Genomic DNA, 24,758 nt, shown 5'->3' with positions numbered 1-24,758 from the left:
CAATCGCGCCTTTCCCGCTCGGCGCCGAGCGGCCGGTTTATCGCGACGGCGAGGTTGAGCCCCGTCGCGGCTAGGAGAAGAGATGACTGAGGAGCGCGTCGAGCGCCTGCTCGCCGAAGTGCACGATGAGTTCGGCATGATTCGGGTACTGGAAGTGGCGGATTACCGCTTCCTCGAATTTGGCGATGCCATCGAGCAGAGCTGTGTGTTTACCGCCGACCCGAGCTGGCTGGAGTACGACTACACCCGCGCCATGCTGATCGGCGCGCTGTGCCATGAGCAGCCCGAGAGTGCGCTGTTTCTTGGCCTGGGCGCCGGCACCCTGACCCAGGCCTGCCTCAAGTTCCTGCCGCTGGACGATGTCGAGGCCATCGAGCTGCGCCCCGACGTGCCGCGCCTGGCTATCGAGTACCTGGGGCTGGATGACGATCCGCGTCTGTATATCCGGGTGGGCGATGCGCTCGAACTGCTGGACAGCGCCGAGTCGGCGGACCTGATTTTCGTCGACCTGTACACCGATGTCGGACCGGGCGTCGGACACCTGGCCTGGGGGTTCCTGGAAAACTGCCAGAAGCGCCTCAACCCGGGCGGCTGGCTGGTGATCAACCAGTGGGCCACCGACGATGGCAAGCCGCTCGGTGCAGCCTTGCTGCGCGGGCTTTACCATCGGCACTACTGGGAGCTGCCGGTGAAGGAGGGCAACGTGATTCTGATCGTGCCGTCCGACCTGGAACAGGGTCTGGACATGGACGGCCTGAGCGCCCGGGCCGAGGCGCTGGCGCCACGCCTGGGCTATTCGTTGCAGTCGTTGATCAAGTGCATCCGGCCGGCGACCTGAGTCGGCTGTCCGCTTCGCGGATCGTCCGCATCTGTAGGAGCGAGGCTTGCCCGCGATAGGACCTCACATTCACCACGGGTTCAGGCCGCTCAACACCCCTTGAACACCCCCGGGCGCTTCTCGACCATCGCTCGCACACCTTCCTTGGCATCCTCGCTGTTCAACAGCGCCTTCACCAGCGGCGGCAGCCCCTGCGCTGCCGCGCTTTCTCCTTCGAGCCGCGCTTGTCGGGCCGACATCAGGGTCGCCTGAACCCCCAGCGGCGCCTGGCAGGCGATCCGTTCGGCGAGGGCCAGGGCGCGGGGCAGCAAGTCCTCGCTGGCCATCACCTCCTGCACCAGCCCCAGGCGCAGGGCTTCATGGGCGTCGAATTCGTCGCCGGTGAGCAACCAGCGCATGGCGTTGCCCCAGCCGGCGATCTGATGCAGGCGCAGGGTGGCGCCACCAAAGGGAAAGATGCCGCGTTGCACTTCCAGTTGGGCGAAGCGGGTATTGCTGGCGCACAGGTTGATATCCGCCGCCAGCATCAGCTCGATGCCTATGGTCAGGCAGTAGCCCTGCACCGCGACTATCACCGGTTTGCTGACCCGTGGCCCGGCGAAGACACCCCAGGGATCGCAACCGCCGGCCGGTGCCTGCCAGCCTTCGGCGAGTTTCGCCCCGACGTTGGCCAGGTCCAGCCCCGCGGTGAAGTGCTCGCCATGGCCGAACACCACGGCGACCCGGGCCTCGCTGCTGGCCTCGAACTCGCCGTAGGCCAGGCTGAGCTGATCGAGCAGTTGCAGGTCGAAGGCATTGCGCTTGGCGACCCGGTCCAGGCCGATGAGGAAGAGATGACCACGTTGTTCACGGCTGACGCGACTGCAACTGGGCTGGCTCATGGGGCATTTCCTCGGACGGTAAAGAGTGTCTCGGACCGACGGTATCGGCCGGCAAGATGAAACGTTTAAGCGTCATCCCCCGACAGGCGTGGGCCTGTGCAAAATAGACCTTTGCCGGATTATCCGCAAAGCCTGTGACAACTAGGTATTCAGCGGGTTTTTCCGATAAAAAAAACTCCCTTTTTTGAGTAATTCCGGTATAGTGCGCGCCGGCCTTTAACCGGGCCTCGTTTAGGTGATGCAATTCCCCGAAGTCAGCTTCGGCTGCTTGTCCGCTGCGCGGACTATCCTTGACGTTCATTTCTTTCAATCGTTTTCGCAAATCCCCGCCGACAAAGCTGCCAGGGTGACTCTTGAGTCTTACACGGCATGCGCAGCTTTGGAGCATGGGTCTTTGCGGATGCACTTAGAGGCAGACCCATGACCCAGGAAATCGGCGGCTTCGCCGCTCTTGAACTTCATCCCAATATTGTCGCTGCAGTAGTCGCTACCGGCTATGAAGAGCCTTCGGCCATTCAGCAGCAGTCGATCCCGATCATCCTCGCCGGTCACGATATGATTGGTCAGGCGCAAACCGGTACCGGTAAGACCGCCGCGTTCGCCCTGCCTATCCTGCACCGCATTGATCCGTCCAAGCGCGAGCCGCAAGCTCTGATCCTGGCCCCAACCCGTGAGTTGGCGCTGCAAGTTGCAACCGCTTTCGAAACCTACGCCAAGCAAATGCCGGGCGTAACTGTTGTGGCTGTCTACGGCGGCGCGCCGATGGGCCCACAACTGAAAGCAATCCGTAATGGCGCACAGATTGTTGTCGCCACTCCGGGCCGTCTGTGCGACCACCTGCGTCGCGACGAAAAAGTCCTGGCTACCGTGAACCACCTGGTTCTCGACGAAGCCGACGAAATGCTGAAACTGGGCTTCATGGATGACCTGGAAGTCATCTTCAAGGCCATGCCGGAAACCCGTCAGACCGTACTGTTCTCGGCCACCCTGCCGCAGTCGATCCGTGCGATCGCCGAGCGTCACCTGAAGGACCCGAAACACGTCAAGATCCAGAGCAAGACTCAGACCGTCACCGCGATCGAACAGGCTCACCTGTTGGTTCACGCTGACCAGAAGACTTCTGCCGTTCTCAGCCTGCTGGAAGTGGAAGATTTCGACGCCCTGATCATGTTCGTGCGCACCAAGCAAGCGACCCTGGACCTGGCCAGTGCCCTGGAAGCCAAAGGCTACAAGGCCGCTGCGCTGAACGGCGACATCGCCCAGAACCAGCGTGAGCGTGTGATCGACTCCCTCAAGGATGGCCGCCTGGACATCGTTGTGGCGACCGACGTTGCGGCCCGTGGCCTGGACGTACCGCGCATCACCCACGTATTCAACGTGGACATGCCGTACGACCCGGAATCCTACGTGCACCGTATCGGCCGTACCGGCCGTGCCGGTCGCGAAGGTCGTGCGCTGCTGCTGGTGACCCCACGTGAGCGCCGCATGCTGCAAGTGATCGAGCGTGTAACCGGTCAGAAGGTTGCCGAGGTTCGTCTGCCGGACGCTCAAGCCGTTCTCGACGCGCGCATCAAGAAGCTGACCAACAGCCTATCGCCGCTGGTCGCTGACGCTGAATCGACCCACGGTGATCTGCTGGACCGCCTGACCGCCGATATCGGTTGCAGCCCGCGTGCCCTGGCCGCGGCCCTGCTGCGCAAGGCTACCAACGGTCAGGCGCTGAACCTGGCAGCGATCGAGAAGGAACGCCCACTGGTGCCGAGCAGCGCGCCACGTGGCGACCGTCCTGAGCGTTCCGGCGATCGTCCTGATCGCGGTGAGCGTGAGCGTCGCGCGCCGATGCCTCTGGCTGAAGGTCGTGCCCGTTGCCGTACCGCGCTGGGCGCGCGTGACGGTATCGCGGCCAAGAACCTGCTGGGCGCCATCCTCAACGAAGGCGGCCTGGCCCGCGAAGCCATCGGTCGCATCCAGGTGCGTGACAGCTTCAGCCTGGTCGAGCTGCCGGAGGACGGTCTGGAGCGTCTGCTGACCAAGCTGAAGGACACTCGCGTGGCCGGCAAGCAGTTGAAGCTGCGTCGCTATCGCGAAGACTGATCAGTGCTGAGCTGATTGGTTGAACGAAAAAATCCCCGCCTGGTGCGGGGATTTTTTTTGCCTGGGGGTTGGATCAGTTGTCGCATCGTGATGCGCCAGGCCCGGCAAGGGCATCAACCGAAGCGATAAATATCCATGCCCAGCGCGCCCATGGTGAAGCCTTGATGGGCGATGCTGAAGTCGCCACCGGCGCCTCTGGCGAAGTACAGCGGCAGCAAGTGTTCATCGCTGGGGTGGCTGCGCACGGCATTCGGCGCCTGGCGACGGTAGTCGTGCAACGCGGCTTCATCGTTGGCGGCGAGTTTCTCGATCATCCAGTCGCGGAACGCCTTGGCCCAGGGCTCGATGCTTTCCGGGCCGGCGTGCCAATCCAGTTCGCGCAGGTTGTGGGTAATGCTGCCCGAGCCGATCAACAACACCCCCTGTTGCCGCAGGCTGGACAGGGCATGGCCGACCTGGGTCTGCAAGGCCGGGCCCATTCGGCTGGGCAGGGAAACCTGGACCACCGGAATATCCGCCTGTGGGTACATCAGCGACAGCGGCACCCAGACCCCGTGGTCGAACGGGCGCTGGTCGTCGAGCTGCGCCGGCAGGCCATCGGCCCTGAGCAGCTGCGCCACCTGTTCCGCCAGTTCAGGCTGGCCGGGGGCGGGGTATTGCACGGCGAACAGCGCGGCGGGAAAGCCGCCGAAGTCATGCCAGGTTTGCGGTTGCGGGTTGCTGCTGACCCGCAGGCCCTGGCTTTCCCAGTGGGCCGACACCACCACTATGGCCTTGGGGCGCGGCAGTTCGGTGGCCAGGCGAGCGAGGGCCGGGCCGCTGGCGCCAGGTTCCAGGGCGAGCATCGGTGATCCGTGGGAGATGAACAGGCTAGGGAGCATGAATAAGGTCCTGAGCGTTAAGATGCACCATCTTCAATCAGATCATTGATCTGAATCTAATATAAGTTTTTGTGGTTTTTGATCGAATTTCAGGGTGATTTATGCAACCGGAGTTTTGGCACAAACGGTGGGAACAGAATCAGATCGGCTTCCATTTGTCCGAGGTTAATCCTTACCTGCAACGCTACTGGCCCCAGATGGAGCTGGCGCCGGGTTCGCGGGTACTGGTGCCGCTGTGCGGCAAGAGCCTGGACCTGAGCTGGCTGGCCAGCCAGGGTCATCAGGTGCTGGGTATCGAGTTGTCGGAGAAGGCCATCCAGGACTTTTTCAGCGAGCAGCAGGTGCAGCCGCAGGTTGAGCTTCGAGGCGGATTCAAAGTCTATGAGTACGGCCCGATCCAGCTCTGGTGCGGCGACTTCTTTGCCCTGCAGGCCACGGATGTCGCCGACTGCCAGGCGTTGTACGACCGCGCGGCGTTGATCGCCTTGCCGCCGCAGATGCGTGAGCGGTATGCGGCGCATCTGCAGTCGGTCCTGCCTCAGGGCTGCCAGGGGTTGCTGATCACCCTGGATTACGACCAGGCGCTGATGGCGGGGCCGCCTTTCGCCGTGCTCGATGACGAGGTCCAGGCCTTGCTCGGTAAGCGTTGGCAACTGCGGGTCGAGGAGGCGCGGGACATTCTTGGCGAGAGCTGGAAGTTTCTTCAGGGCGGCGTGACCCGCCTCGAAGAACGGGTCTATCGCTTGCTGGCGCGCTGAGCCCCGGCCTTTTTCCAGGCCATGAAAAAGGGCGACTTGCGTCGCCCTTTTTTGTGTTTACCAGCGTTATCAGCCGCGACGACGGCTCAGGGCGTCGATACGCTCTTCCAGCGGAGGGTGGCTCATGAACATGCGAGCCAGGCCTTGTTTGAGGCCACCGTTGATGCCGAAGGCATTCAGGGTGTCGGGCATGTGCACCGGCAGGCCCTGTTCCGAGCGCAGGCGTTGCAGGGCGCCGATCATTGCCGCGGTACCGGCCAGTTGCGCGCCGGCTTCGTCGGCACGGAATTCGCGCTTGCGCGAGAACCACATGACGATGGCGCTGGCCAGGATGCCCAGGACCAGTTCGGCGAAGATGGTCGCGATGTAGTAGGCGATACCCTGGCCTTCTTCGTTCTTGAAGATCACCTTGTCGACGAAGTTGCCGATGATGCGCGCGAAGAACATCACGAAGGTGTTCACCACGCCCTGGATCAGCGCCAGGGTGACCATGTCGCCGTTGGCCACGTGACCGATCTCGTGGGCCAGCACGGCTTTCACTTCATCGGGCGAGAAACGCTCGAGCAGGCCCTGGCTGACCGCAACCAGCGCGTCGTTCTTGTTCCAGCCGGTGGCGAAGGCGTTGGCCTCGTAGGCCGGGAAAATACCAACTTCGGGCATCTTGATCCCGGCTTCGCGGGACAGTTGCTCGACGGTTTGCAGCAGCCATTGCTCATGACGAGTACGAGGCTGGGTAATGATCTGGGTGCTGGTGCTCATTTTCGCCATCCACTTGGAGATGAACAGCGAGAACAGGGAACCGGCGAAACCAAAGACCGCACAGAAAACCAGCAGCTGATTGAGGTTGAGATCAACCCCATTGGCCGCCATGAACCCGTTGAAGCCGAAAAGGCTCAGGGTGATGCTGGCAATCAGCACGACCGCCAGGTTAGTGGCCAAGAACAGCAGGATGCGCATCATGGTTGTAGAAATCTCCTCATGCTAAAGATGTAGCGTTCTGCGGGGTATATAAGGTGCGGCATCGGCCTATTCAACCGGGTGACTATTTCAAACTGTGTCCTGCAGGCTGATTTTAGACGCTTGCATGAGCTTTCTGTCGCAGTTGGGCAGCCACCGGAAGCCGAGCCGCACTTCAGAGGCATGCAACCACTGGGCACAAGGTGCAAGGCAAAGATACAGAAGGGTAGGCGTAGCAGGGAGTACAGAAGTGTTGCTGAATTAATCGCAGTGCGACCGGGGCGGCCGCACTGCGTCGCAAGGCTTACTGGCGATACGACTTGAGGAAGCTGCCGATACGACCGATCGCCTGTTCCAGGTCATCGACCCGTGGCAGGGTCACGACGCGGAAGTGGTCCGGCCATGGCCAGTTGAAGGCGGTGCCCTGAACCACCAGCAGTTTCTCAGAGAGCAGCAGGTCCAGGACGAATTTCTCGTCGTTGTGGATCGGGCAGACTTTCGGGTCGATTTTCGGGAAGGCGTACAGCGCGCCCATGGGCTTGACGCAACTGACGCCGGGGATGTCGTTGAGCAGTTCCCAAGTGCGGTTGCGCTGTTCCAGCAAGCGGCCCGGTGGCAGCACCAGATCGTTGATGCTCTGATAGCCGCCCAGCGCCGTTTGAATGGCGTGCTGGCTCGGCACGTTGGCGCACAGGCGCATGTTGGCCAGCATGTCGATGCCTTCGATGTAGCTCTGGGCGTGGTGCTTGGGACCGGAAATGGCCACCCAGCCGGAACGGAAACCGGCCACCCGGTAGGACTTGGACAGGCCGTTGAAGGTCAGGCACAGCAGGTCCGGCGCCAGGGAGGCGGTGCAGACGTGCACGGCATCGTCGTAGAGGATCTTGTCGTAGATCTCGTCGGAGAACACCACCAGGTTGTGCTGGCGTGCCAGTTCGAGCATGTCCAGCAACACTGCCTTGGGGTACACCGCGCCGGTCGGGTTGTTCGGGTTGATGATCACCAGGGCCTTGGTGTTCGGGGTGATCTTGGCCTTGATGTCGGCGATGTCCGGCCACCAGTTGGCCTGCTCGTCGCACAGGTAGTGCACCGGGTTGCCGCCGGCCAGGCTCACGGCCGCGGTCCACAGCGGATAGTCCGGGGCCGGGACCAGCACTTCGTCACCGTTGTTGAGCAGGGCCTGCATGGCCATGACGATCAGTTCGGAAACGCCGTTGCCCAGGTAGATGTCTTCGATGCCGACGCCTTCCACCTGCTTTTGCTGGTAGTACTGCATGACCGCCTTGCGCGCGCTGAACAGGCCCTTGGAGTCGCTGTAGCCCTGTGCGGTCGGCAGGTTGCGGATCACGTCCTGGAGGATTTCGTCCGGCGCTTCGAAACCAAAAGGCGCCGGGTTGCCGATGTTCAGCTTGAGGATGCGATGGCCTTCCTCTTCCAGGCGTTTGGCGTGCTTGAGCACTGGGCCGCGAATGTCATAACAGACGTTGGCGAGCTTGTTCGATTTGCTGACCTGCATGGCGATGTGTTCCCGAAAATGAACGATCCAGACGGTGAGTGAGCTACCGTACTGGGAATCCTGCGTTTGCACACAGGCCTGAAGCCAGGGTTCGCGGCGGCAAAATCCGTTTGAACCCGTGTAACACGGCTGCCAGACTGGCGTCTAACGAGGCGCAATCATACGTGCCGCCCGATCCGTGGAAAAGATACAGATCGGGCTTTTTCAGTTGCAGAGGAAGGACCATGGAAAAGCTGGAAAAAACCCTTGAAGAATGGCGTGCCATGCTCGATCCGGAGCAGTACAACGTCTGTCGCCTCAAAGGCACCGAACGGCCGTTCTCGGGCAAGTACAACGCCACCAAGACCGACGGTGTGTATCACTGCATCTGTTGCAATGCGCCGTTGTTCGACTCCAGGGCCAAATTCGATTCCGGTTGCGGCTGGCCGAGCTTCTACGAGCCGATCGGCGAGAGCGCCATGGTCGAGATCCGTGACCTGAGCCACGGCATGATCCGTACCGAAGTGGTCTGCGCCAAATGCGATGCGCACCTGGGGCATGTGTTCCCGGACGGTCCGCCGCCGACCGGCCTGCGCTACTGCATCAACTCGGTGTGCCTGGACCTGGTTCCACGCTGACCGGAGCGAGCGGCCAAGGCGATTTTTCGGAATCGCTTTTCGATTTATTAAATTGCGCGCAATTTAATTGAGTACTATTTTTATCGGACCTTTCATTTCTGGAGTCCGCACCATGAGTGACACATTGCTGAACATCCCGTGCACCACCATCAAGGGCGAGCAAAAGACCCTGGCCGACTTCGCCGGCAAGGCCGTGCTGGTGGTCAACACTGCGAGCAAGTGCGGTTTCACCCCGCAGTACAAGGGCCTGGAAGAACTGTGGCAGACCTACAAGGACCGGGGCCTGGTGGTGCTGGGCTTTCCCTGCAACCAGTTCGGCAAGCAGGAGCCGGGCAACGAAGGGGCCATTTCCGAGTTCTGCGAGCTGAACTACGGCGTCAGCTTTCCGCTGTTCAAGAAGATCGACGTCAATGGCGCCGAGGCGCATCCGCTGTTCGTGCAGTTGAAAAAACGCGCGCCGGGGGTATTGGGTTCCCAGGGCATCAAGTGGAACTTCACCAAGTTCCTGATCGGCAAGGACGGCGCGCTGGTCAAGCGTTTCGCCCCGGCCACCAAGCCCCAGGACCTGACCGGCGAGATCGAAGCCCTGCTCAAATGACCGACCTGTTCGCCGATTCGCTGAAACTCGACAGCCAGCTGTGCTTCAAGCTGTACGCCGCCTCGCGGGCCGTGGTGCGGGGCTACAAGCCGATGCTCGACCAGTTGGGGCTGACCTACCCGCAGTACCTGGTGATGCTGGTGCTCTGGGAATGGCAGGCCACGCCCCCCGAGCTGCCGACGGTCAAGGCGCTGGGGGAACGCCTGGCGCTGGATTCCGGGACCTTGACGCCGTTGCTCAAGCGCCTTGAACAGCTGCAGCTGGTGCAGCGCCAGCGATCGTCCCGCGACGAGCGCGAGGTGCACCTGAGCCTGAGCGCGGCCGGCCTGGCGCTGCGCGATCAGGTGCCGCCGCTCAAGGCGGCGCTGTTATGCGACAGCGGGGTCGACCTCGACAGCCTGAGCGAATTGCGCCATGGCCTGGACCGGTTGCTGGCCCAGGTCAAAGCGCCGTCGTAGTCGGCACCCAGAGGTCCAGCAGGGCAATCAGCTCTTCACGGCGGAAGGGCTTGGACAGGTAGTCGCTCATGCCCGCGGCCCGGCAGCGCTCGCGCTCTTCGGGCATGGCATTGGCGGTCAGGGCGACGATCGGCAGGTCCGGCCAGCGGCCGCTGCGGCGGATCTGCCGACTGGCCTCGTAGCCATCCATCACCGGCATGTTGCAGTCCATCAGCACCAGGTCGAAATGCTGGTGCTCCAGCACGTCCAGGGCCTCGGCACCCTGGGAGGCGACCGTCACTTCGCAGCCGAGCTTGCTCAGCATGCCTTTGGCCACCAGTTGGTTCACCGGGTTGTCCTCCACCAGCAGGATGAAGGCGCGGCGCAGGGGCGCCAGGGTTTCCAGCTGGGTTTCATTGATCACCGCGGTTTCGGCCAGCAGGGCCCGGCGCAGGGTCTGATACAGGGCGTTGCGCGCCAATGGCCGCGCCTGTTGCTGCAACGGCGCCAGGGCGCTGGCTTCTTCGCTGGGCAGGAAGCTACCGTAGGCGGTGACCAGCAGAATCGGCGCGCTGATACTCGGGCGCAGGCCGAACAGGCATTCCGGGCAGTCGGTGATCAGCAGGTCCGGCTTCTGCCCGAGCAGTGACTCATCGAGATCGCAGCGCCGATACTCCAGCCCCCAGAACGGCAACTGCACGCTCAACAACTCGGCCAGGCCGCTGCCTTCGGAGGTAATGGCCAGTACCTGGCCGTGCAGCGGCGGCGGTGGGCTGGCTGGCGTGTGGCAGGGCAGCGGCAGGTCGGCACAGAACTGGCTGCCGAAACCCACCTCCGAGCTGATGCTCAGGCGCCCCTGCATGGCTTCGCAGAGGTTGTAGGTCAGGGCCAGGCCCAGGCCGGTGCCGCCGTATTGCCGGGTGATCCCGGCACCGGCCTGGGTATAGGGCTGGAAGATCTTCACCTGGGCCTCGCGGGCGATCCCGATGCCGGTGTCGCAGACTTCGATCCTGACCCCGTCCTCGAACGTACGCAGGCGCACATCGACACGGCCGAAGCGGGTGAACTTGAGGGCGTTGGACAGCAGGTTGCTGACGATCTGCCGCACGCGCGTGGGGTCGCCGAGGACCAGGGCCGGAAACTCCGGCTCGATCAGGCAGGCCAGCTCGACGCTCGGCGCGGCGTTCTGCGACAGCAGGTTGGCGGTGTCTTCCACCAGTACCCCGAGGTCGAAGGGGATGCGCTCCAGCTCCAGCTGGCCGGCGTCGAACTTGGACATGTCGAGAATATCGTTGAGCAACTCCACCAACACTTTGCCGGAGTCGTGGGCGATCGACAGTTGCTGGCGTTGTTCGGCGTTCAGCGGGCTGTCCAGCGACAGGGCGATCATGCCCAGCAGGCCGTTGAGCGGGGTGCGGATTTCATGGCTCATGTTGGCCAGGAAGGCGGCACGCGCCTGGGCCATGTCGAGGGCGGTGCTACGGGCGACTTCCAGTTCTTCGTTGGACTGGCTCAGCCGGTCGTTGATCGCCTTGAGCTCGGTGGTGCGCGCCGAGACGATGTTTTCCAGCTGCCCGAGATAGTCGGTCAGGCGGTTTTCGGCATTGCGCCGTTGCTGGATCTCGGTGGCCATGTTGTCGAACTGCTGGTTGGCGACCTTGACCAGCACGCCGATCTCGTCCTGTTCGTGGCTGGGCGGGAAGTCCAGCCGGGTCTGGTCGGGGCTGCGCGGATCGCGCCCGCTGAGTTCGCGAATGACGCCGACCAGGGGTTTGGTCAGCATCACGTAGAACAGCGCCAGGAGCAGCCCGGTGAGGATCAGGCTGCGCACGAAACCGTTGATCAGGGTGATTTCCGCACGGCGCAGGAAGCGGCTGCCGAACGAGTAGGTGTCGACTTCCAGGTGCAGGACGCCGAGGGATTCCGAGGGCAGGTGATCGAGGTACAGGCGGTCCTGGAACTCGCGCTTGGCGCCGAACAGGAAGTCGCTGAGCATCCGGTAGGAGCTTTGCTGGGCCGGCCGGGTGACGTTGGCCAGCAAAGTGTCGTTGTTGTCGATCAGCCGGGCGCGGATGATCGCCGGCGAGCGCAGCAGGCCGAGCGTCAGCTCCTGGGCGAGCTCGGCGTCGATGTTGTAGGCGATACGCGAGGCCGGATTGTGGCTGATTTCCAGGAGCGCGTTGATTTCCCGGTTGATGGAGGCATCTTCACTGGCATAATCGATGCCGATTTGCAGCAGACTGAGCGCCGTCCCCAGGACAAAACCGACCAGCACAGTGAGCCTGGCTTGCTTGTAAGACAGGCGGTTGGTGAACTTGATGTCCATGGGGTGTTGAACCAATTTCCGTTTCCCTTCGCTGGGCAAGCATAGCTGATCATCAGTGTGTGCCGGCAGGGCTCGGCGCCGTTCGCCTACGGTAGACCTGGCATGCGCAAGGTCGTTGCGTCTGCGTGCCACATCATTACTGGGAACCTGCCCGAGGAGAAGTCGTGGAATCTCGATTGAATGCTTTTCTTGAGCGCGCCGATGCGGTTCTGGCGCGTATCGAGCCGCTGTTGCCCGCGCCGCGACAAGCCATCGACTGGACCCAATGCCTGGCCGCGCGCTGGCAGCGTGAGGGCCGCAGCGGTTTCCTGCTGCCGCTGGAGGTCAGCCTGGACATGCGCCTGTCCGACCTGATCGGGGTCGATAACCAGCGCGACCAGCTGGGGCGCAATACCCGGCAGTTTCTCGACGGCCTGCCGGCCAACCACGCCTTGCTGTGGGGCTCGCGCGGCACCGGTAAATCGTCGCTGGTCCGCGCGCTGCTGGCCGAGCATGCCCAGCACGGCCTGCGCCTGATCGAGATCGAGCGCGATCACCTGGCCGACCTGCCGCGGGTGGTGGAGCAACTGGTCAAGCTGCCGCAGCGTTTCGTGCTGTTCTGCGACGACCTGTCGTTCGAGTCGGGCGAGGGCGACTACCGGGTACTCAAGAGCGTGCTCGACGGCTCGCTGGAGCAGGCCCCGGACAATGTGCTGCTGTACGCCACGTCCAACCGCCGGCACCTGGTTCCGGAGAAGGAAAGCGACAACGAGAACTGGAAGCGCGTCGATGGCGAGCTGCACCCGAGCGAAGCGGTGGAAGACAAGATTGCCTTGTCGGACCGTTTTGGCCTGTGGTTGTCGTTCTACCCCTTCACCCAGGAGCACTACCTGAACGTGGTCGAGCACTGGATCGGCGAGTTGGGACGCAAGGCGGGCCTGCAATGGCAGCGTGATGAAGCCCTGGACATCCTCGCCGTGCGCTGGGCCACCGGCCGTGGCAATCGCAATGGTCGCTGCGCGTATCAGTTCGCGCGCTACTGGGTAGGTTTGAAGTTGTTGGAGCAAAAAGCATGATCGATCTGCAGAACACCGGCAAAGGCCTGGACGGCTATGCCTTGCTGTGCGCCCAGCTGGAATCGTTGCTGGCCGACGAGCGCGATTTCATCGCCAACGCCGCGCAATTCTCGGCGTTTCTATTCAACCAGCTGGACGACTTGAACTGGGCCGGGTTCTACCTCAATCGCAACGAGGAACTGGTGCTCGGCCCGTTCCAGGGCCAGATCGCCTGTGTGCGCATTCCCTTCGGTCGTGGTGTGTGCGGCGCGGCCGCGGCGAGCCTGCAGACCCAGCGGGTCGAGGATGTGCACGCGTTCCCCGGGCATATCGCCTGCGACAGCGCTTCCAACAGTGAGCTGGTGGTGCCCCTGGTCAAAGAAGGGCGGTTGATCGGCGTGCTGGACTTGGACAGCCCGAAAATCGCCCGTTTCACCCTCGAGGACCAGGCTGGCATCGAGCGCCTGGCGGCGATCTTCCTGCGCCTGACCGACTGCTGAGCCTCGTCAGACCCTGAGCCCGGCCTTGCCCAGCACGGCCTCGGGGTCTACCCCGTCGATCTGCTGCGGTTGCATGAAGCGGTCGGCGTACTGCTGGTAGATCCCGGTCTGGATGAACAGCTCGAACAGTTCCGGATCGATATGGGCAGTGCGGCACATGGTTGCCATGATGCCCAGCGCTTCGCTCAGGGTCTTGCCTTTCTTGTAGGGACGGTCCGCCGCCGTCAGGGCTTCGAAGATATCGGCGATCGCCATCATCCGCGCCGGCAGGCTCATCTGCTCCCGTTTCAGCTGCTTGGGATAACCGCTGCCATCCATTTTCTCGTGATGGCCGCCGGCGATCTCGGGAATGCTGCTCAAGTGGCTGGGGAAGGGCAGGTGGTTGAGCATCAGGATGGTCTGCACCATGTGATGGTTGATCACGTAGCGCTCTTCCCGGGTCAGCGTGCCTTTGCCAATGCTCAGGTTGTACAGCTCGCCACGGTTGTATTTGTAAGGCGGGACATCGAGCTTGAAGCCCCAGGGATTGTCCGCCGGGATCAGCTCGGCGGGGTTGCGTTCGATCAGTTGCTCGGGCTTGTCGGCCAGCAACTGTTCGGTGACCGGCAGGGTCGGCGCCGGTGTGCGTTGCTGGCGGTGGTTTTCTTCCCATGACACGCCCAGGCGGTCGTCCAGCGTCCGGCTCCAGGTGCGCTGGGCGATCCTCGCCAGCCGTTGCAGATCGGCCTCGCCCATAGCCTCGGTGCCCAGGTTGCAATGGGCGATAAAGGCAAAGTCGTCGTCCAGTTCCACCAGGCTTGCATCGCGGGTCGTAGCCAGGGAAACCTCATCGCCACCCTGGGCGCGAGCCTGCCAGTAGTCGATCCAGGCATCGCGCTTGAGCACCTCGACGCGGGTGCGGATTTCATGGATGCGGTCGTTCAGGGTTTCCAGCTTGGTGGCCTTGTCGACCACGTACTCGGGGGTGGTGATCTTGCCGCAATCGTGCAACCAGGCGGCGATATGCAAGGCCTCCCACTCATCTTCGCTGGGCTGGTAGGCGCTGAACGCCGGCTGCTGGCTGGCCGCGGCGGCCTGGGCGAGCATCAGCGTCAGTGCCGGCACCCGCTGGCAATGCCCGCCGGTGTAAGGGCTCTTGGCGTCGATCGCGCCGGCCAGCAGTTGGATGAAGGCGTCGAGCAATTGTTTTTGCCGGTTCTGCAGGCGCTGGCTGTCGATGCTGACTGCCGCGGCGCCGGAAACCGCCTGCAGGAACGCGACGCGGTCCGGGCCGAGTTTTTCCAGGTCGGCTTCCTGGCCGCTGTCGGCCAGCAGCAGCACAAGGATGCCGACGGTTTCGTTGTGGCGATTGTGCAGGCGGATACCGATCAGGTGCACGCTGGGGCAGTTCATCGCCAGCAGCACGCCTTGCAGGTCGGCCGCCTGCTCGAACCCCAGGGTCGTGACCAGGCTCTCGCCGTTCGCCAGTTGCCGCAGCCATGCGGGGCTTGCCTCGTGCTGGATGTCCTGGCTGCGTACATCGAACGCCTGCAAGTCCTGGACAACACCGGCGATGATCAGGCCGTGGGGCTTGAGGTTCATGCCATCGTTTTCGCGCAGGTAGATCAGCCCGGCCTGGGCCTGGCCGATCTTCATGGTTTCAACCAGCACCCGTTGCAGCAGCGGGTCGAAGCGGGTTTCCGCGGAAAGGCTGGCGGTGATCTCGAAAAAGCTGGCCAGGGTGTCCTTCATGCGGGCCATCGACACGCTTAACTGGTCGATTTCCAGCACGGGTGAGCGGCGGGTCAGCGGGTAATCGAAATCGAAGCTGCGGATGGCATCGGCTTCCTGCACCAGGGCGCGCAGCGGCCTGACCAGCACGCGCGAGGTCAGCCAGCCGAGCGGCAGGCACAACAGCAGAATGCCCAAGGTGATGAGCGCGCCTTGCCAGCGCATGCGATAGGCGTCCGTCAGCAACTCGTCCTCGGGCACCAGCAGCGCCAGCTGCAACCCACCGGGTCCACCTTCCTGCAGGTGCTGGCTGGCAACTATCCATTGGCGATCCCCGAGCCGTAGGCGGTTGCCCTGGGCCTTGCCTTGCAGCACCGCGTCGAGAGCCGGGTTCAGGTCGTTGGCGCGGATCAGCCGGGCGCTCTGTTCTTCGACGATCAGGCGACGGCTGTCCGGATAAGCCACGGCATGGCCATTGCCATCCACCAGGGCGATTTCGGTGCTGGGCGTGACCCGATGCTTGGCCAGGGTCGCCGAGAGTTGTTCCAGGGTCAGGTCGGCCCCGATCACCGCCTGGTTGCCGCTGCGGCGGGCGAGGGTGGTGCCGACGTTGCGGGTCGAGAAAAAGACGTAGGGCTCGGTGGTGATCTGATTGGTGTCGTCCTTGGCGCCCGCAAACCAGTTGCGGGCGCTCGGGTCGTAGGACTCCTGGGGGTTGTCGCGGCGGCTGACGGGGCCGAGGCTGGCGTCATAGAACAGCGACTGCGAATGCAGTTGCCCGGTGTGGCGGTCACGCTCGATGCTCCAGACTTCGTAGGCCGCGGCTTCAGGGGCCTGGCGAGCTTGTTTCAAAGCCTGGGTGCGCAAGGGCCGGACCATGAAAAAATCCCCATCGGCATAACCCACATAGAGTGAGGCCAGGTCGGGGTTGTCCTTGAGCGATTGGCTGAAAGGCCCAAGCAGCGCCAGGCGTTGCTCGAGGTCGCCGGCCTGGATGGCCGGGCTGCCCACCAGCAGGCTGAGCAGATGGCGAATCGGTTCGTAAGTCGCTTTCAGGTCCAGTTGCACGTCCTGTTCGATGCGCTGGAACAGTTTTTCACTGCTGGAAAGGATGATGCGGGTGGTCTGCTGGTAATTGAAAAAGCCCAGCACCACGCCGGTCAGCAGAAGCAGGCAGGTGAACATCACGCTGATATGCACATGGAGAGGAAATCGGCGTTTATCGAACGACAGCGTGCTTGGCATTGCAGCTCTCTCCAGGGGGCGCGTGATGCGCAACTCAACGTTTGAGCATAGTTAAGGCAGGTGCATTGCGCTCAGGGGAGGCAGCTCCGGGGGGCGTTGCGAATTGCATTGCCATGAGGCTTTTGGGGCCGACTGACAGGATAGTGGCTTTTTGATATTTGTCTGGCAACTAGCCGCACCACAAGTTGCTGCGCTGGTGATGGGGATCAGGTCGTGGCCGGGCTGTGCTGTTGATCGATTTGCCATAGCAGGGCCCGTTCGAGCTTGAGCATGGCCTGTTCCAGGGCGGTTCTGCGCTGCATCAGGGTTTGCCTGTCCGCGTCTTGCAAAACAGCCTGCTCAAGGGCTTCGCACTGCGTTTCAAGGTCTTTTGCCTGCACCATCAGGGCCGAGCCCTTGATCTTGTGGGCGAGTTCCGCCAGTGCCTGGCGCGGAGGCTCGCAGGGCAGGGCCATCAGTTGCTGGCGGTCCCGGTAGCTGCAATGCAGCAGTTCGGTGAGGATGCGCAGGGCGAACTGCGGTTTGCCACGGGACAGGGTGCGTAGCGCTTTCAGGCTGAACACGCCATTCCAGGGCCGCGGTTGCAGGCCAGCCAGTTTGTGGCCGAGGGTCGCCAGGCCGACAGGCTTGAACAGGCAGTCATCGATGCCGGCCTGTTCGCACTGCTGCCTCTCTCGCGGCCTGGGGCTGGCGGTCACCCCCAATACCCGGCAAGCCGCGCGGGACTCCAGGCGTTCATGCTCGCGGATGGCGCGGACCAGGTCGTAGCCGTGCATGCCCGGCATGTTGCAATCGACGATGAGCAAGTCGAAGAACCCCTTGCACCAGAGCTCGAAGCCTTGCTCGACGCCTTCGGCGGTGCGGCAACGGTGCCCGAGAAAGTGCAGTTGTTCGCTCAGCAGCAGGCGATCCGCCGCATGGTCATCGATCACCAGTACGTTCAAGGCCCGGGTGGCAGGGGCAATGAGTGGCTCGACGAGGGGCGCGGGTTTTCGCGCTGGCTGACAGGCCAGCGGCAACAGGACCCGGACTTCCGTGCCTATGCCCGGCTGGCTGGTCAGTTGCAGCGTGCCCTGCATGAGCTCGCAGAGGTGGCGGCAAATGGTCAGGCCCAGCCCTGCGCCGTCAGGTCTGGATGGGGTGCGAGCCTGGGCCTGGAAGAAGGGTTCGAACAGCCTGTGCTGATCCTGCTCGTCGATGCCGATGCCGCTGTCCGTCACTTGCAGCATCAGCCGCACCTGTTGCGGCTGCGTGGCCGCTTGCAGGTCGAGATGGATTTTGACCTGACCCTGTTCGGTGAACTTGATCGCGTTGTGCAGCAGGTTGCCCAGGACCTGCTTGAAACGCAGTGGGTCGAGCAGCACATCGACCGGCTCGACGCTGGAGTGGAAGGTCGGTAGCAGCTTGAGGTGCTTCTCCCGGGCCTGGTTGTCGAACTCCCTGACGATGGATTCGACAAGGGCGCGCGGCTCGAGCCATTCGGGCGCCAGGTCCAGGCACCCCGATTCGATGCGGGCGATATCGAGGGTGTCGTCGACCAGGCCCTGCATCGCCCGGGCCGCGCGATAAGCCATTTCAATGACCGGACGGTCCTGGGACTGGCTGTCGGAGCGCTGCCGCAGCAGTTCCAGCGCACCGATCAGGGCATTCATGGAGCGGCGCAGTTCGTGGCTGGTGCTGGCCAGGAAAGCGCTTTTCGCCAGGCTGGCCGTTTCGGCCTGTTGTAGGGCGGCCTTGAGGCTGTTGCTGAGCCGATGGCGTTCGCTGATATCGACCCAGCCGCCGATGATGCCCTGGACCTCGCCGTTCGCGTCCCGGTAGGGCAGGACCCAGTGCTGGACGGTCAGCTCCTCTGCGTTCAGGCGCAGTGGCCGGTCACGCAGCAGCGGGCCGTCTTGCGCCATGACGCGCTGGTAGTCGGCGTGATATTCGCGGGCCTGCTGGGGATCGTCCAAAAGTCCCTGCAACAGGTTTTTGCCGATGACCTCTTCGCGCCGGGCGGCGAAGCTTTCCAGGTAGCTGGCATTGCAGCTTTGCAGCAGGCCCTGGCGGTCGCGCACGTAAGTTGGATGCGGCACGCCGTCGATCCAGGCCTGCATGAATGCGAGCTGCTGCCTGAAGTCTTGGGTGGCCTGTTGCTGCTGGGCCAGTCGCCGGTGCAGCCAGGCATTCCAGCCCAGGGACGCCAGCAGCGGCACGCCGAGCCCCAGGCCTGCGAGCAGGAGCAGCCCGCGATGGCCGTTATCGAGAGGCGGGGCGGCGGCCGATTCAAGACAAGGCGCCGAGTCTGGGCACTGAGGGAGGGATGTCATTGCGGACTCTGGTTGCCCGGCCTCGACCAGGCCAAACAACAGGAACAGCGAAACTGCCGTGGCCGTCAGGGTTAAATAATAAAGAATGGGTTTGAACATCCTGTTTCTCACACCAGTTCGTGACGTTGTGCCAACTCGATAAGTTCCGCCATGGAAGTCGCGCGAAGTTTGTGCATGATTCTTTTTTTATAGGTACTGACGGTCTTGCCACTGAGAAATATGCTGTTGGCTATTTGCGTACTGGTGCTGCCCTTGGCAAAAAGTTGCAACACCATCAATTCCCGATCGCTGAGCAACATCAAGCGGCTCAGTTCGTTGTTTGCCGTTTCATCCTGACGCGGCGTTTGCAAGGCATGACTCGGAAAGTAGTTGTAACCACATAGCACCGCCTTCATGGCGCTGAGCACTTCGCTCAGGTCTTCCTGCTTGCACACATAGCCGCAGGCCCCGGCCTGCATGCAGCGCGCGGCGAACAGGGCCGGCGATTGCGCCGTCAGCACCAGCACCCGCAAGGACTTGTCCAGGGCGCCGAAACGCAGCAGCAGTTCCAGCCCGTCGAGCTTGGGGATGCTGATATCGAGCACGATCAGGTCCGGCATGCTGTCGCGAACCATTTGCAGGGCATCGACACCGTTATCGGTTTCGCCGACGACTTTATAACCCTCATGTTCCAGCAACATGCGGATAGCCAGTCGGATAACGGGATGGTCATCGATGATGAAAACAGAACTCATGGTCAAACCCGTGGAAATAAATACAGGTCTGGACCTTAGCGCAGGCAGGACAGTGGATATATGCGGGTTAAGGCGGGGTTGGGGACAATAAGGCAGTTCTTACATGAAAGACGGTTTCGGATTACAGCGGTTTTTCAGTTGAAAGTAGGAATGAGTATCCAGCCATGTAAAAGGTAAGGAGATATTGGCGGTTTAGTGCAGTTTTTCGCAGGGCAATAAAGGGCGCTGAGAAGAGAAGGGAGCCGGGCAAGGCTGCCCCCCGTTCATGGGGGGGCAGCCGATCACGGAGCGCTTGCCTCAGGGCGCTTTCTGATCGATGCCGGCCTGCAGCAGCTGGCTGTCGCTATGGCCACCGACGCGCAGCGGCCCCAGGTTGAACGCCTGGTCGTTGCGGGTGGCGTCGTCCTGCTTGCGGGTCAGCTCATCCTTGGCGCCAAGGACCAGGTTGACCGGCGACTTCGACAGGTTGAGCCCGACGTCGGCGCGGTAATCCGTGCCCGCCAGCGCGGTGCTCGTGACGGTCGAGCCGCCGAGGTCGACCTTGCCTTCGCTGGCGCCGATCCGCGCGCCGCTGAGCTGGGTTTCACCCGACACCTGCAGGTTGACCCCGCGGCTGCCACTGATGCCAGAAGCCTCTGCCACGCTGTCCTTGCTCTGACGGCTGACATTCAGGTTCAGGGTCGGCGTGTAGGAGGTGTTGCCGCTCTTGTCGCCGAACAGCACGCCTTGCGCGGTGTTGGTCAGCTTGCTGCCAGCGCCGGTTTTCTCGCTGACGGCGTAGCTGTCGCTGGTTTTCGGCCAGACCCGTTCCTTGAGGCTGGAGAAGCGATCGCCCAAGGCTTCGGTCTTGTCGGCGAGGTAGCTCTTGGCTTTGTCCACGCCGCGACCGAAGGCGCCCTTGGGTTCCGGGTTGACGTCATAGCTGCCGCTGCGGGTGAATTTCTCGCCCAGGCGTTCCTTGGCGATTTCGGCCTTGTTCACCAGGTTGTCCTTGGCCGCAGTCAGGCGTTCGGTGCCTTTGTCGACGACGTTTTCCAGCTTCTCGCGGTGCTTGTCGAAACCGCCTTCGGCCTTGGCCTGCAGCTTGTCCTTGAGCGGGCCGGTCTGTTTGGTCAGCTTGTCGACCACGCCAGGCTGGTTTTTCTCGGCATCCAGGCGGGCGTCGAGGTTGACCGTGGTGCTGCTGAGCTGGTCTTTGCGGCTCTCTACCTTGAGATCGCCACCGATCCGCCCATCGACCTGATTGGCGTCGATGCGCGCCCCCGCCAGATGGGTGTCGCCGTTGCTATTGAGCGTCACCTGGTCGGCCTTGATCAGGCTGTTGTGCTGGGTGGTGCTGTGCAGTTGCTCGACGTCGATCTTGGCCCGGGCGTGGAAACCGCGATCGGTTTTCGGCGAGTCGTGTTCGCCGGCGTCGGCCCGGGTGGTCTTGCCGCCATTGCCGCCGGCACCCAGGGTCAGGCCCCAGTTGTTGTGGGCCTGGGTGGACTGCGCCGACTCCTGGTAGATCCCGCCCTGGTCGGCGCTGAGGGTGACACCCTTGGCCTCGATCTGGGTGCCCTGCAGGTGCAGCGCGGTAGTGCTGTCGGAGCCGCTGGCGAGTGTTACCTGGCCATTGCTGTGCAGTTGCCCGCCGGTCTGGTTCTGGTCCTGTTCCGAGACCCGGCCGATGTTGAAGTTGGCGCTCAGGTTGGCGCTCTTGCCGCTGCTCTGCTCGCTGCTGGTCTTGCTGGCGCCGCCCGTCAGGCCGCCACCGAGGTTGCTGCCCTGGCTGCTATGGGTATCGACCGCGGCCTGCAGGTCGAGTTTGCCGCCGGCGTTCAGGTTGATATCGCCGGTCTTGGCGGTCTTACTGCCGATGGTGGTGCCCTGGAGGATCAGGTCGCCGCCGCTGGTCAACTCGACCGGGCCCTTGCCCTGGATAGTCGCCACCCGCGCCTGGCTGTCCTGCTGATCCAGGCGCTTGTGGTCCAGTTGTACGCCGGCGCCGAGGTTGAGGTTATTGCCGTTGGCGCCCGGTGCGCTGCCGACGGTGAGCGAGGCATCGCCGCGCAGGCTGGAGTCGCTGCTGCTCTGCCGGTCATTGGCCTGGTTCAGCGCCAGTTCGCCGCCGCTGTGCAGCTTGACGCCGGCGTCGCCGCCATCGAACCGGCTGCCTTCGTACTGGCCATCGCCGTTCAGCGCGATGTCCACGCCCTGTTTGCCGACATAGCTGCCGACTACCGCCTTGCTGCTGTCGCTGCGCTTGTCGCTGCTGCCGCCGGCGCCGCTGCCACGTACGTTCACGTCCTCGCCGGTGGTGGTGTAGACCCGCACGCCGGCCTTGGCGTCCAGCGCCTGCTCGCTGCTGCTGTGGGTATCGCTGGCGGCCTTGGCCACCTGGCTGCCGGCGTCGATCTTCAGCGCGCCTTGAGTCGCCTCGTAGCGGCTGCCTTCATCCTGCAGCTGGCCGGCGACCTTGACCTCGACCTGGCCACCCGTGAACTGGCTGACCACCGCGGTGCTGCCTTGCTCGGTGCGCTGTTTGTTCTGGTGGCCGACTTCCACATCCAGGCCAACATTGGGTTGTTCCAGGGCATCGAGCAGGCCCGGTTGATGGAACTTGCGCTGGGCCACGCCTTCGATGGCTTTTTCCACCGGGCGGGTCAGGCCCTTGTATTCGACGTTGGCGCCGATATCGGCGCTCCAGGTGTTTTCCTTGTGGCTGGTGGACTCGCTGTCGCGCGCCGCGCGGTTGTCGACCTGCTCGGCCTTCACCAGCAGCTTGTCGCCGGCCTTGACCTGGGCACCCTCGGTCACCAGGGTGTTGCCGGCCTTGATGGTCAGGTTGCCGCTGGCGGCGATGCCGGTGGTGTTGGCGGTGCTGCTGTCATGGGTGTCCTGGGTGCTGCTGTGGGCGAACTCCACACCGTTGCCCGCGCGGTCCAGGCCGCCGGTGTAGTAGAAACCGCCGCCGGTGGTGCGGGTGTCGGTGTTTTCGGTCTTGCTGTCGTGATCGGCCAGCAACTCGACCTGCTGGCCGCTGAGGCTGGCATCGCCTTGGGTGGCTTTCAGGTCGCCGCCCTTGATGCTCAGGTTGCCCTTGGCAGCGACTTCCAGGCTGCCGCCGCTGAGGCTCGAACCCTGTTGTTGGGTGTCGCTGGTCTTGACCGTTTTCTGCTGGTCTTCGTAACGCACGCCGGCACGGTATTGCCGGGTGCCCGGGGCATTTTCCTTGGCGTAGGCGTCGAAGCCGCGGGTGTGGGTCGTTTTTTCGCTCTGCGTAGTGTCCTGCGCCGAGTCGATCTTGATGTCGCCGTCGGCCTTGGCTTCGAGCTTGCCGGTCGCGGTCACTTGCGCGCCGCTGATGGCGATGTCCTGGGTGCTTTTAAGCTCGAGGTTGCTGTCCGAGCGCAGGTCGCTGGTGACGGTGGTGCTGTCTTTGTGGTTCTGCCGGCTTTCGTCCTTGGTGATGCCGAAGAACTTGCTGTCCTTGCTGTAGCTGTTGTCGTGGGAGCGGTCCTGCACGCCGTCGATGGTCAGCGAGCCGTTTTCGCTGATCACGCTGGCCTGCTTGCCGCCACGGGCCTGGCTGCCGCTGATGCGGACTTCGTCGGCCTTGACGATCAGGTCGCCCTTGGCATTGACCTTGCTGCCCTTGTTCAGGGTCTTGCCCTTGTCGCCGTCGCCGTTCTTGCCGAAGAAGCTGCCACCGACCAGGTCGCCGGAGTAGGACTTGTCGTTGTTGCTCTGGGTGCGGCTGGCGCTGGTGATGTCCACCTGGCGCCCGGTCAGCTGGATATTGTTGCTGGCCAGTTCGGCGCCCTGCAGTTGCAGCTGCTTGCGACTGGTCAGTTGTAACTGTTCTTTGGCCTCCAACTGGCTGGTGATACTGCGCTGTTCGCTGCTGGACTTGTCCCAGTCGGCTTTCCACAGGTGCTTGCGGTGCCGGCCCTGGTCGCGTTGTTCGTGGGTTTCGGTGGCGGCGGTCAGGTGCAGGTCAGCACCGCTGTCGACTGTCAGGTTGTTTTTGGCCTTGATCTGGCTGGCCTGGATTTCGGTGTTGGCGCGGGCCTTGAGCTCGGCATCGCGGCGGGCGGTCAGTTGGTTGCCGTGTTGACGGCTGTCGCTGTCGGTCAGGGTGCGGTCGTAGGTTTCCCAGGTGATGCCGATGGTGCTGTTGTGCCACTGCTCGCGCTTTTCCTGGAGCTTGCGGCTTTCGATGGCGCTCAGGGTGAGGTTGCGCCCGGCGTCGAGCTTGATGTCGCGAGCGCTGACATCGGTGGCGGCGAGGCTCAGGTCCTGGCCGCTGCGCAACTGCACGTCGCCCTGGCTGCTGTGCACGCCGGCACGGATGGCGTCGAGGCTGTCGGGCCTGGCCTGGCCGCTGATGTGCAGGTCGCCGGCGGAGGCGATATTCACGCCGTTATCGCCCTTGACCTGCACCGCGCCGACCCGCACGCCCGCGCCTTCGGCGGTGCTGACAATGTTGATGCGCCCGGCCTGCATGGCGCCGAACAGGCTGGCGTCGATGCGCTGCTCCTTGGTGTTGCCGGCCGGGTCGGTGCTGAGCACCTTGCCGCTGGCCGGGTCCACGCGGTTGCGCCCGACGGTGAGGTTGAGCTGGTCGCCGGCCGTAAGGTCGCCCTGGCTGTCAATGCGCGGGGCGATCAGGTTGATGCTGCCCTTGGCGTTGCTCAGGCCTCGGCCTTCGACCGTCAACTGGCCCTTGGCGTCACGGGTGCTCAGGGCTTGCAGCTTGCCGTCGTTGAGCTCGGGGCGGCCGACCAGCAGGCTGGCGTTCGGCGTATTGATGAAGCTGCCGCCGTTGACCGAGATGCCGTTGGGGTTGGCCAGCACATAGTCGGCGGCGCGGCCGAAGATCTCCTGGGCGCCGTTGAGCGCCGAGGCGTTGCGGCTGATCACCTCGTTGAGAATCACGCTGGCGTCCTGGCCGTGGAACTGCGGGTTGGCAGCCAGTTGCCCGGCCAGTTGCGAGGCGCCGGCTTGCAGGGCGTTGTTCAGCACCACACCCTGGCGATCGACGTTGTAGTCGAGGAACTGGTTATGGGAGAGCCCGGCGCCGTTGGGCGCGACGATGTTGACGATAGGCACGCCGTTCTGGTTTTGCAGCTGCGGGATGCCGCCCGGGCCCGGGGCCACGGTGATGCCGCCGGCCAGCGCCTGCGGCAGATGGGAGACCAGAAGCAGGCTGGCGATGGCCAGGCGCAGTTTGCCCCTGGGGGACAGGTGAAACACAGATGTGTTGTCGGGCATAAGAAGCTCTCTATGTGTGGGCCGAGTGGCAGTGCGCGTTGTTCGTTGCAACGCTGCTGTGGTG

The 24,758-nt window shown here is 63.3% G+C and carries 18 protein-coding genes; 8 read left to right on the top strand and 10 right to left on the bottom strand.

What is annotated here, in order from left to right; all coding sequences use genetic code 11:
* Positions 1–82 precede the first annotated feature (82 nt).
* Positions 83–838 carry a spermidine synthase gene (locus J4E58_RS16965; RefSeq protein WP_007931432.1) on the top strand — a complete coding sequence of 252 codons (756 nt, stop codon included), beginning with the start codon at positions 83–85 and terminating at the stop codon, positions 836–838.
* A gap of 89 nt (positions 839–927) precedes the next feature.
* Here J4E58_RS16965 and J4E58_RS16960 read toward each other — a convergent pair whose 3' ends face one another.
* Complete coding sequence (locus tag J4E58_RS16960) at positions 928–1,719, bottom strand: crotonase/enoyl-CoA hydratase family protein (RefSeq protein WP_009044947.1); 792 nt, start codon at positions 1,717–1,719, stop codon at positions 928–930.
* The gene (locus tag J4E58_RS16955; RefSeq protein WP_164485202.1) at positions 1,685–2,020 is read right to left on the bottom strand and encodes a hypothetical protein; all 336 of its coding nucleotides are present in this window, start codon (positions 2,018–2,020) and stop codon (positions 1,685–1,687) included. The genes J4E58_RS16960 and J4E58_RS16955 overlap by 35 nt, the downstream gene beginning before the upstream one ends.
* 119 nt (positions 2,021–2,139) lie before the next feature.
* On the opposite strand from J4E58_RS16955, the gene J4E58_RS16950 reads away from it, so the two are divergent.
* On the top strand, positions 2,140–3,813 hold the full coding sequence (locus J4E58_RS16950) for a DEAD/DEAH box helicase (RefSeq protein ID WP_087092766.1): 1,674 nt from the start codon (positions 2,140–2,142) through the stop codon (positions 3,811–3,813).
* 113 nt (positions 3,814–3,926) lie between these two features.
* On the opposite strand, the gene J4E58_RS16945 is transcribed toward J4E58_RS16950, so the two are convergent.
* Positions 3,927–4,694 carry a class III extradiol ring-cleavage dioxygenase gene (locus tag J4E58_RS16945; RefSeq protein ID WP_087092767.1) on the bottom strand — a complete coding sequence of 256 codons (768 nt, stop codon included), beginning with the start codon at positions 4,692–4,694 and terminating at the stop codon, positions 3,927–3,929.
* Positions 4,695–4,795: 101 nt separating this feature from the next.
* Between J4E58_RS16945 and J4E58_RS16940 the strand changes: the two genes are divergently transcribed.
* The gene (locus J4E58_RS16940) at positions 4,796–5,452 is read left to right on the top strand and encodes a thiopurine S-methyltransferase (RefSeq protein ID WP_087092768.1); all 657 of its coding nucleotides are present in this window, start codon (positions 4,796–4,798) and stop codon (positions 5,450–5,452) included.
* A gap of 69 nt (positions 5,453–5,521) precedes the next feature.
* Here the strand turns inward: J4E58_RS16940 and htpX are convergent, their stop codons facing one another.
* Together htpX and J4E58_RS16930 are read right to left on the bottom strand one after the other, a co-directional pair.
* Positions 5,522–6,412: a protease HtpX gene (gene htpX / locus J4E58_RS16935; RefSeq protein ID WP_007931437.1), complete on the bottom strand. Its 891-nt coding sequence runs from the start codon at positions 6,410–6,412 to the stop codon at positions 5,522–5,524.
* Positions 6,413–6,713: 301 nt separating this feature from the next.
* A complete protein-coding gene (locus tag J4E58_RS16930; protein ID WP_007931438.1) occupies positions 6,714–7,925 on the bottom strand; it encodes a pyridoxal phosphate-dependent aminotransferase in 1,212 nt (403 codons plus the stop codon).
* 224 nt (positions 7,926–8,149) lie between these two features.
* On the opposite strand from J4E58_RS16930, the gene msrB reads away from it, so the two are divergent.
* The 3 genes from msrB to J4E58_RS16915 all read left to right on the top strand — a co-directional run bounded on the left by msrB (position 8,150) and on the right by J4E58_RS16915 (position 9,598).
* The gene (gene msrB, locus J4E58_RS16925) at positions 8,150–8,542 is read left to right on the top strand and encodes a peptide-methionine (R)-S-oxide reductase MsrB (protein ID WP_007931439.1); all 393 of its coding nucleotides are present in this window, start codon (positions 8,150–8,152) and stop codon (positions 8,540–8,542) included.
* Positions 8,543–8,654: 112 nt separating this feature from the next.
* Positions 8,655–9,140: a glutathione peroxidase gene (locus J4E58_RS16920; RefSeq protein ID WP_007931440.1), complete on the top strand. Its 486-nt coding sequence runs from the start codon at positions 8,655–8,657 to the stop codon at positions 9,138–9,140.
* The gene (locus J4E58_RS16915; protein WP_087092769.1) at positions 9,137–9,598 is read left to right on the top strand and encodes a MarR family winged helix-turn-helix transcriptional regulator; all 462 of its coding nucleotides are present in this window, start codon (positions 9,137–9,139) and stop codon (positions 9,596–9,598) included. Before J4E58_RS16920 ends, J4E58_RS16915 begins: the two co-directional genes overlap by 4 nt.
* Here the strand turns inward: J4E58_RS16915 and J4E58_RS16910 are convergent.
* Positions 9,582–11,903, bottom strand: coding sequence for a response regulator (locus J4E58_RS16910; RefSeq protein ID WP_087092770.1), 2,322 nt, complete (start codon positions 11,901–11,903; stop codon positions 9,582–9,584). The two genes, J4E58_RS16915 and J4E58_RS16910, sit on opposite strands and share 17 nt — an antisense overlap.
* Before the next feature lie 164 nt (positions 11,904–12,067).
* On the opposite strand from J4E58_RS16910, the gene J4E58_RS16905 reads away from it, so the two are divergent.
* Together J4E58_RS16905 and J4E58_RS16900 are read left to right on the top strand one after the other, a co-directional pair.
* Positions 12,068–12,958, top strand: a complete 891-nt coding sequence (locus tag J4E58_RS16905; RefSeq protein ID WP_087092771.1) for an ATP-binding protein — start codon at positions 12,068–12,070, stop codon at positions 12,956–12,958.
* Positions 12,955–13,437 (top strand): GAF domain-containing protein, encoded by a 483-nt coding sequence (locus J4E58_RS16900; protein WP_085531688.1) that lies wholly within the window; start codon positions 12,955–12,957, stop codon positions 13,435–13,437. Before J4E58_RS16905 ends, J4E58_RS16900 begins: the two co-directional genes overlap by 4 nt.
* Positions 13,438–13,443: 6 nt before the next feature.
* On the opposite strand, the gene J4E58_RS16895 is transcribed toward J4E58_RS16900, so the two are convergent.
* The 4 genes from J4E58_RS16895 to J4E58_RS16880 all read right to left on the bottom strand — a co-directional run bounded on the left by J4E58_RS16895 (position 13,444) and on the right by J4E58_RS16880 (position 24,694).
* Positions 13,444–16,392 carry an HD domain-containing phosphohydrolase gene (locus J4E58_RS16895; RefSeq protein WP_087092772.1) on the bottom strand — a complete coding sequence of 983 codons (2,949 nt, stop codon included), beginning with the start codon at positions 16,390–16,392 and terminating at the stop codon, positions 13,444–13,446.
* Between the two features lie 206 nt (positions 16,393–16,598).
* Positions 16,599–18,704 carry an ATP-binding protein gene (locus J4E58_RS16890; protein WP_256583149.1) on the bottom strand — a complete coding sequence of 702 codons (2,106 nt, stop codon included), beginning with the start codon at positions 18,702–18,704 and terminating at the stop codon, positions 16,599–16,601.
* 107 nt (positions 18,705–18,811) lie between these two features.
* On the bottom strand, positions 18,812–19,438 hold the full coding sequence (locus J4E58_RS16885; protein WP_007931447.1) for a response regulator transcription factor: 627 nt from the start codon (positions 19,436–19,438) through the stop codon (positions 18,812–18,814).
* A 297-nt stretch (positions 19,439–19,735) separates the two neighbouring features.
* Positions 19,736–24,694 carry a hemagglutinin repeat-containing protein gene (locus J4E58_RS16880; RefSeq protein WP_087092774.1) on the bottom strand — a complete coding sequence of 1,653 codons (4,959 nt, stop codon included), beginning with the start codon at positions 24,692–24,694 and terminating at the stop codon, positions 19,736–19,738.
* Positions 24,695–24,758: the final 64 nt, after the last annotated feature.

The organism is Pseudomonas sp. FW305-25, from assembly GCF_017351415.1.
In the GTDB taxonomy this organism is placed as follows: domain Bacteria; phylum Pseudomonadota; class Gammaproteobacteria; order Pseudomonadales; family Pseudomonadaceae; genus Aquipseudomonas; species Aquipseudomonas chlororaphis.
The sequence above is the reverse complement of the archived record's forward strand: the minus strand, read 5'-3'. Positions and strand labels throughout refer to the sequence as shown.

Bases quoted from the DNA above. Each gene is read 5' to 3' on its own strand.
- J4E58_RS16945 (WP_087092767.1), bottom strand. From the start codon at position 4,694: ATGCTCCCTAGCCTGTTCATCTCCCACGGATCACCGATGCTCGCCCTG.
- J4E58_RS16910 (WP_087092770.1), bottom strand. From the start codon at position 11,903: ATGGACATCAAGTTCACCAACCGCCTGTCTTACAAGCAAGCCAGGCTC.
- J4E58_RS16915 (WP_087092769.1), top strand. From the start codon at position 9,137: ATGACCGACCTGTTCGCCGATTCGCTGAAACTCGACAGCCAGCTGTGC.
- J4E58_RS16920 (WP_007931440.1), top strand. From the start codon at position 8,655: ATGAGTGACACATTGCTGAACATCCCGTGCACCACCATCAAGGGCGAG.
- msrB (WP_007931439.1), top strand. From the start codon at position 8,150: ATGGAAAAGCTGGAAAAAACCCTTGAAGAATGGCGTGCCATGCTCGAT.
- J4E58_RS16890 (WP_256583149.1), bottom strand. From the start codon at position 18,704: ATGACATCCCTCCCTCAGTGCCCAGACTCGGCGCCTTGTCTTGAATCG.
- J4E58_RS16940 (WP_087092768.1), top strand. From the start codon at position 4,796: ATGCAACCGGAGTTTTGGCACAAACGGTGGGAACAGAATCAGATCGGC.
- J4E58_RS16960 (WP_009044947.1), bottom strand. From the start codon at position 1,719: ATGAGCCAGCCCAGTTGCAGTCGCGTCAGCCGTGAACAACGTGGTCAT.
- J4E58_RS16900 (WP_085531688.1), top strand. From the start codon at position 12,955: ATGATCGATCTGCAGAACACCGGCAAAGGCCTGGACGGCTATGCCTTG.
- J4E58_RS16880 (WP_087092774.1), bottom strand. From the start codon at position 24,694: ATGCCCGACAACACATCTGTGTTTCACCTGTCCCCCAGGGGCAAACTG.
- J4E58_RS16955 (WP_164485202.1), bottom strand. From the start codon at position 2,020: ATGAACGTCAAGGATAGTCCGCGCAGCGGACAAGCAGCCGAAGCTGAC.
- htpX (WP_007931437.1), bottom strand. From the start codon at position 6,412: ATGATGCGCATCCTGCTGTTCTTGGCCACTAACCTGGCGGTCGTGCTG.
- J4E58_RS16885 (WP_007931447.1), bottom strand. From the start codon at position 19,438: ATGAGTTCTGTTTTCATCATCGATGACCATCCCGTTATCCGACTGGCT.
- J4E58_RS16930 (WP_007931438.1), bottom strand. From the start codon at position 7,925: ATGCAGGTCAGCAAATCGAACAAGCTCGCCAACGTCTGTTATGACATT.
- J4E58_RS16965 (WP_007931432.1), top strand. From the start codon at position 83: ATGACTGAGGAGCGCGTCGAGCGCCTGCTCGCCGAAGTGCACGATGAG.
- J4E58_RS16895 (WP_087092772.1), bottom strand. From the start codon at position 16,392: ATGCCAAGCACGCTGTCGTTCGATAAACGCCGATTTCCTCTCCATGTG.
- J4E58_RS16950 (WP_087092766.1), top strand. From the start codon at position 2,140: ATGACCCAGGAAATCGGCGGCTTCGCCGCTCTTGAACTTCATCCCAAT.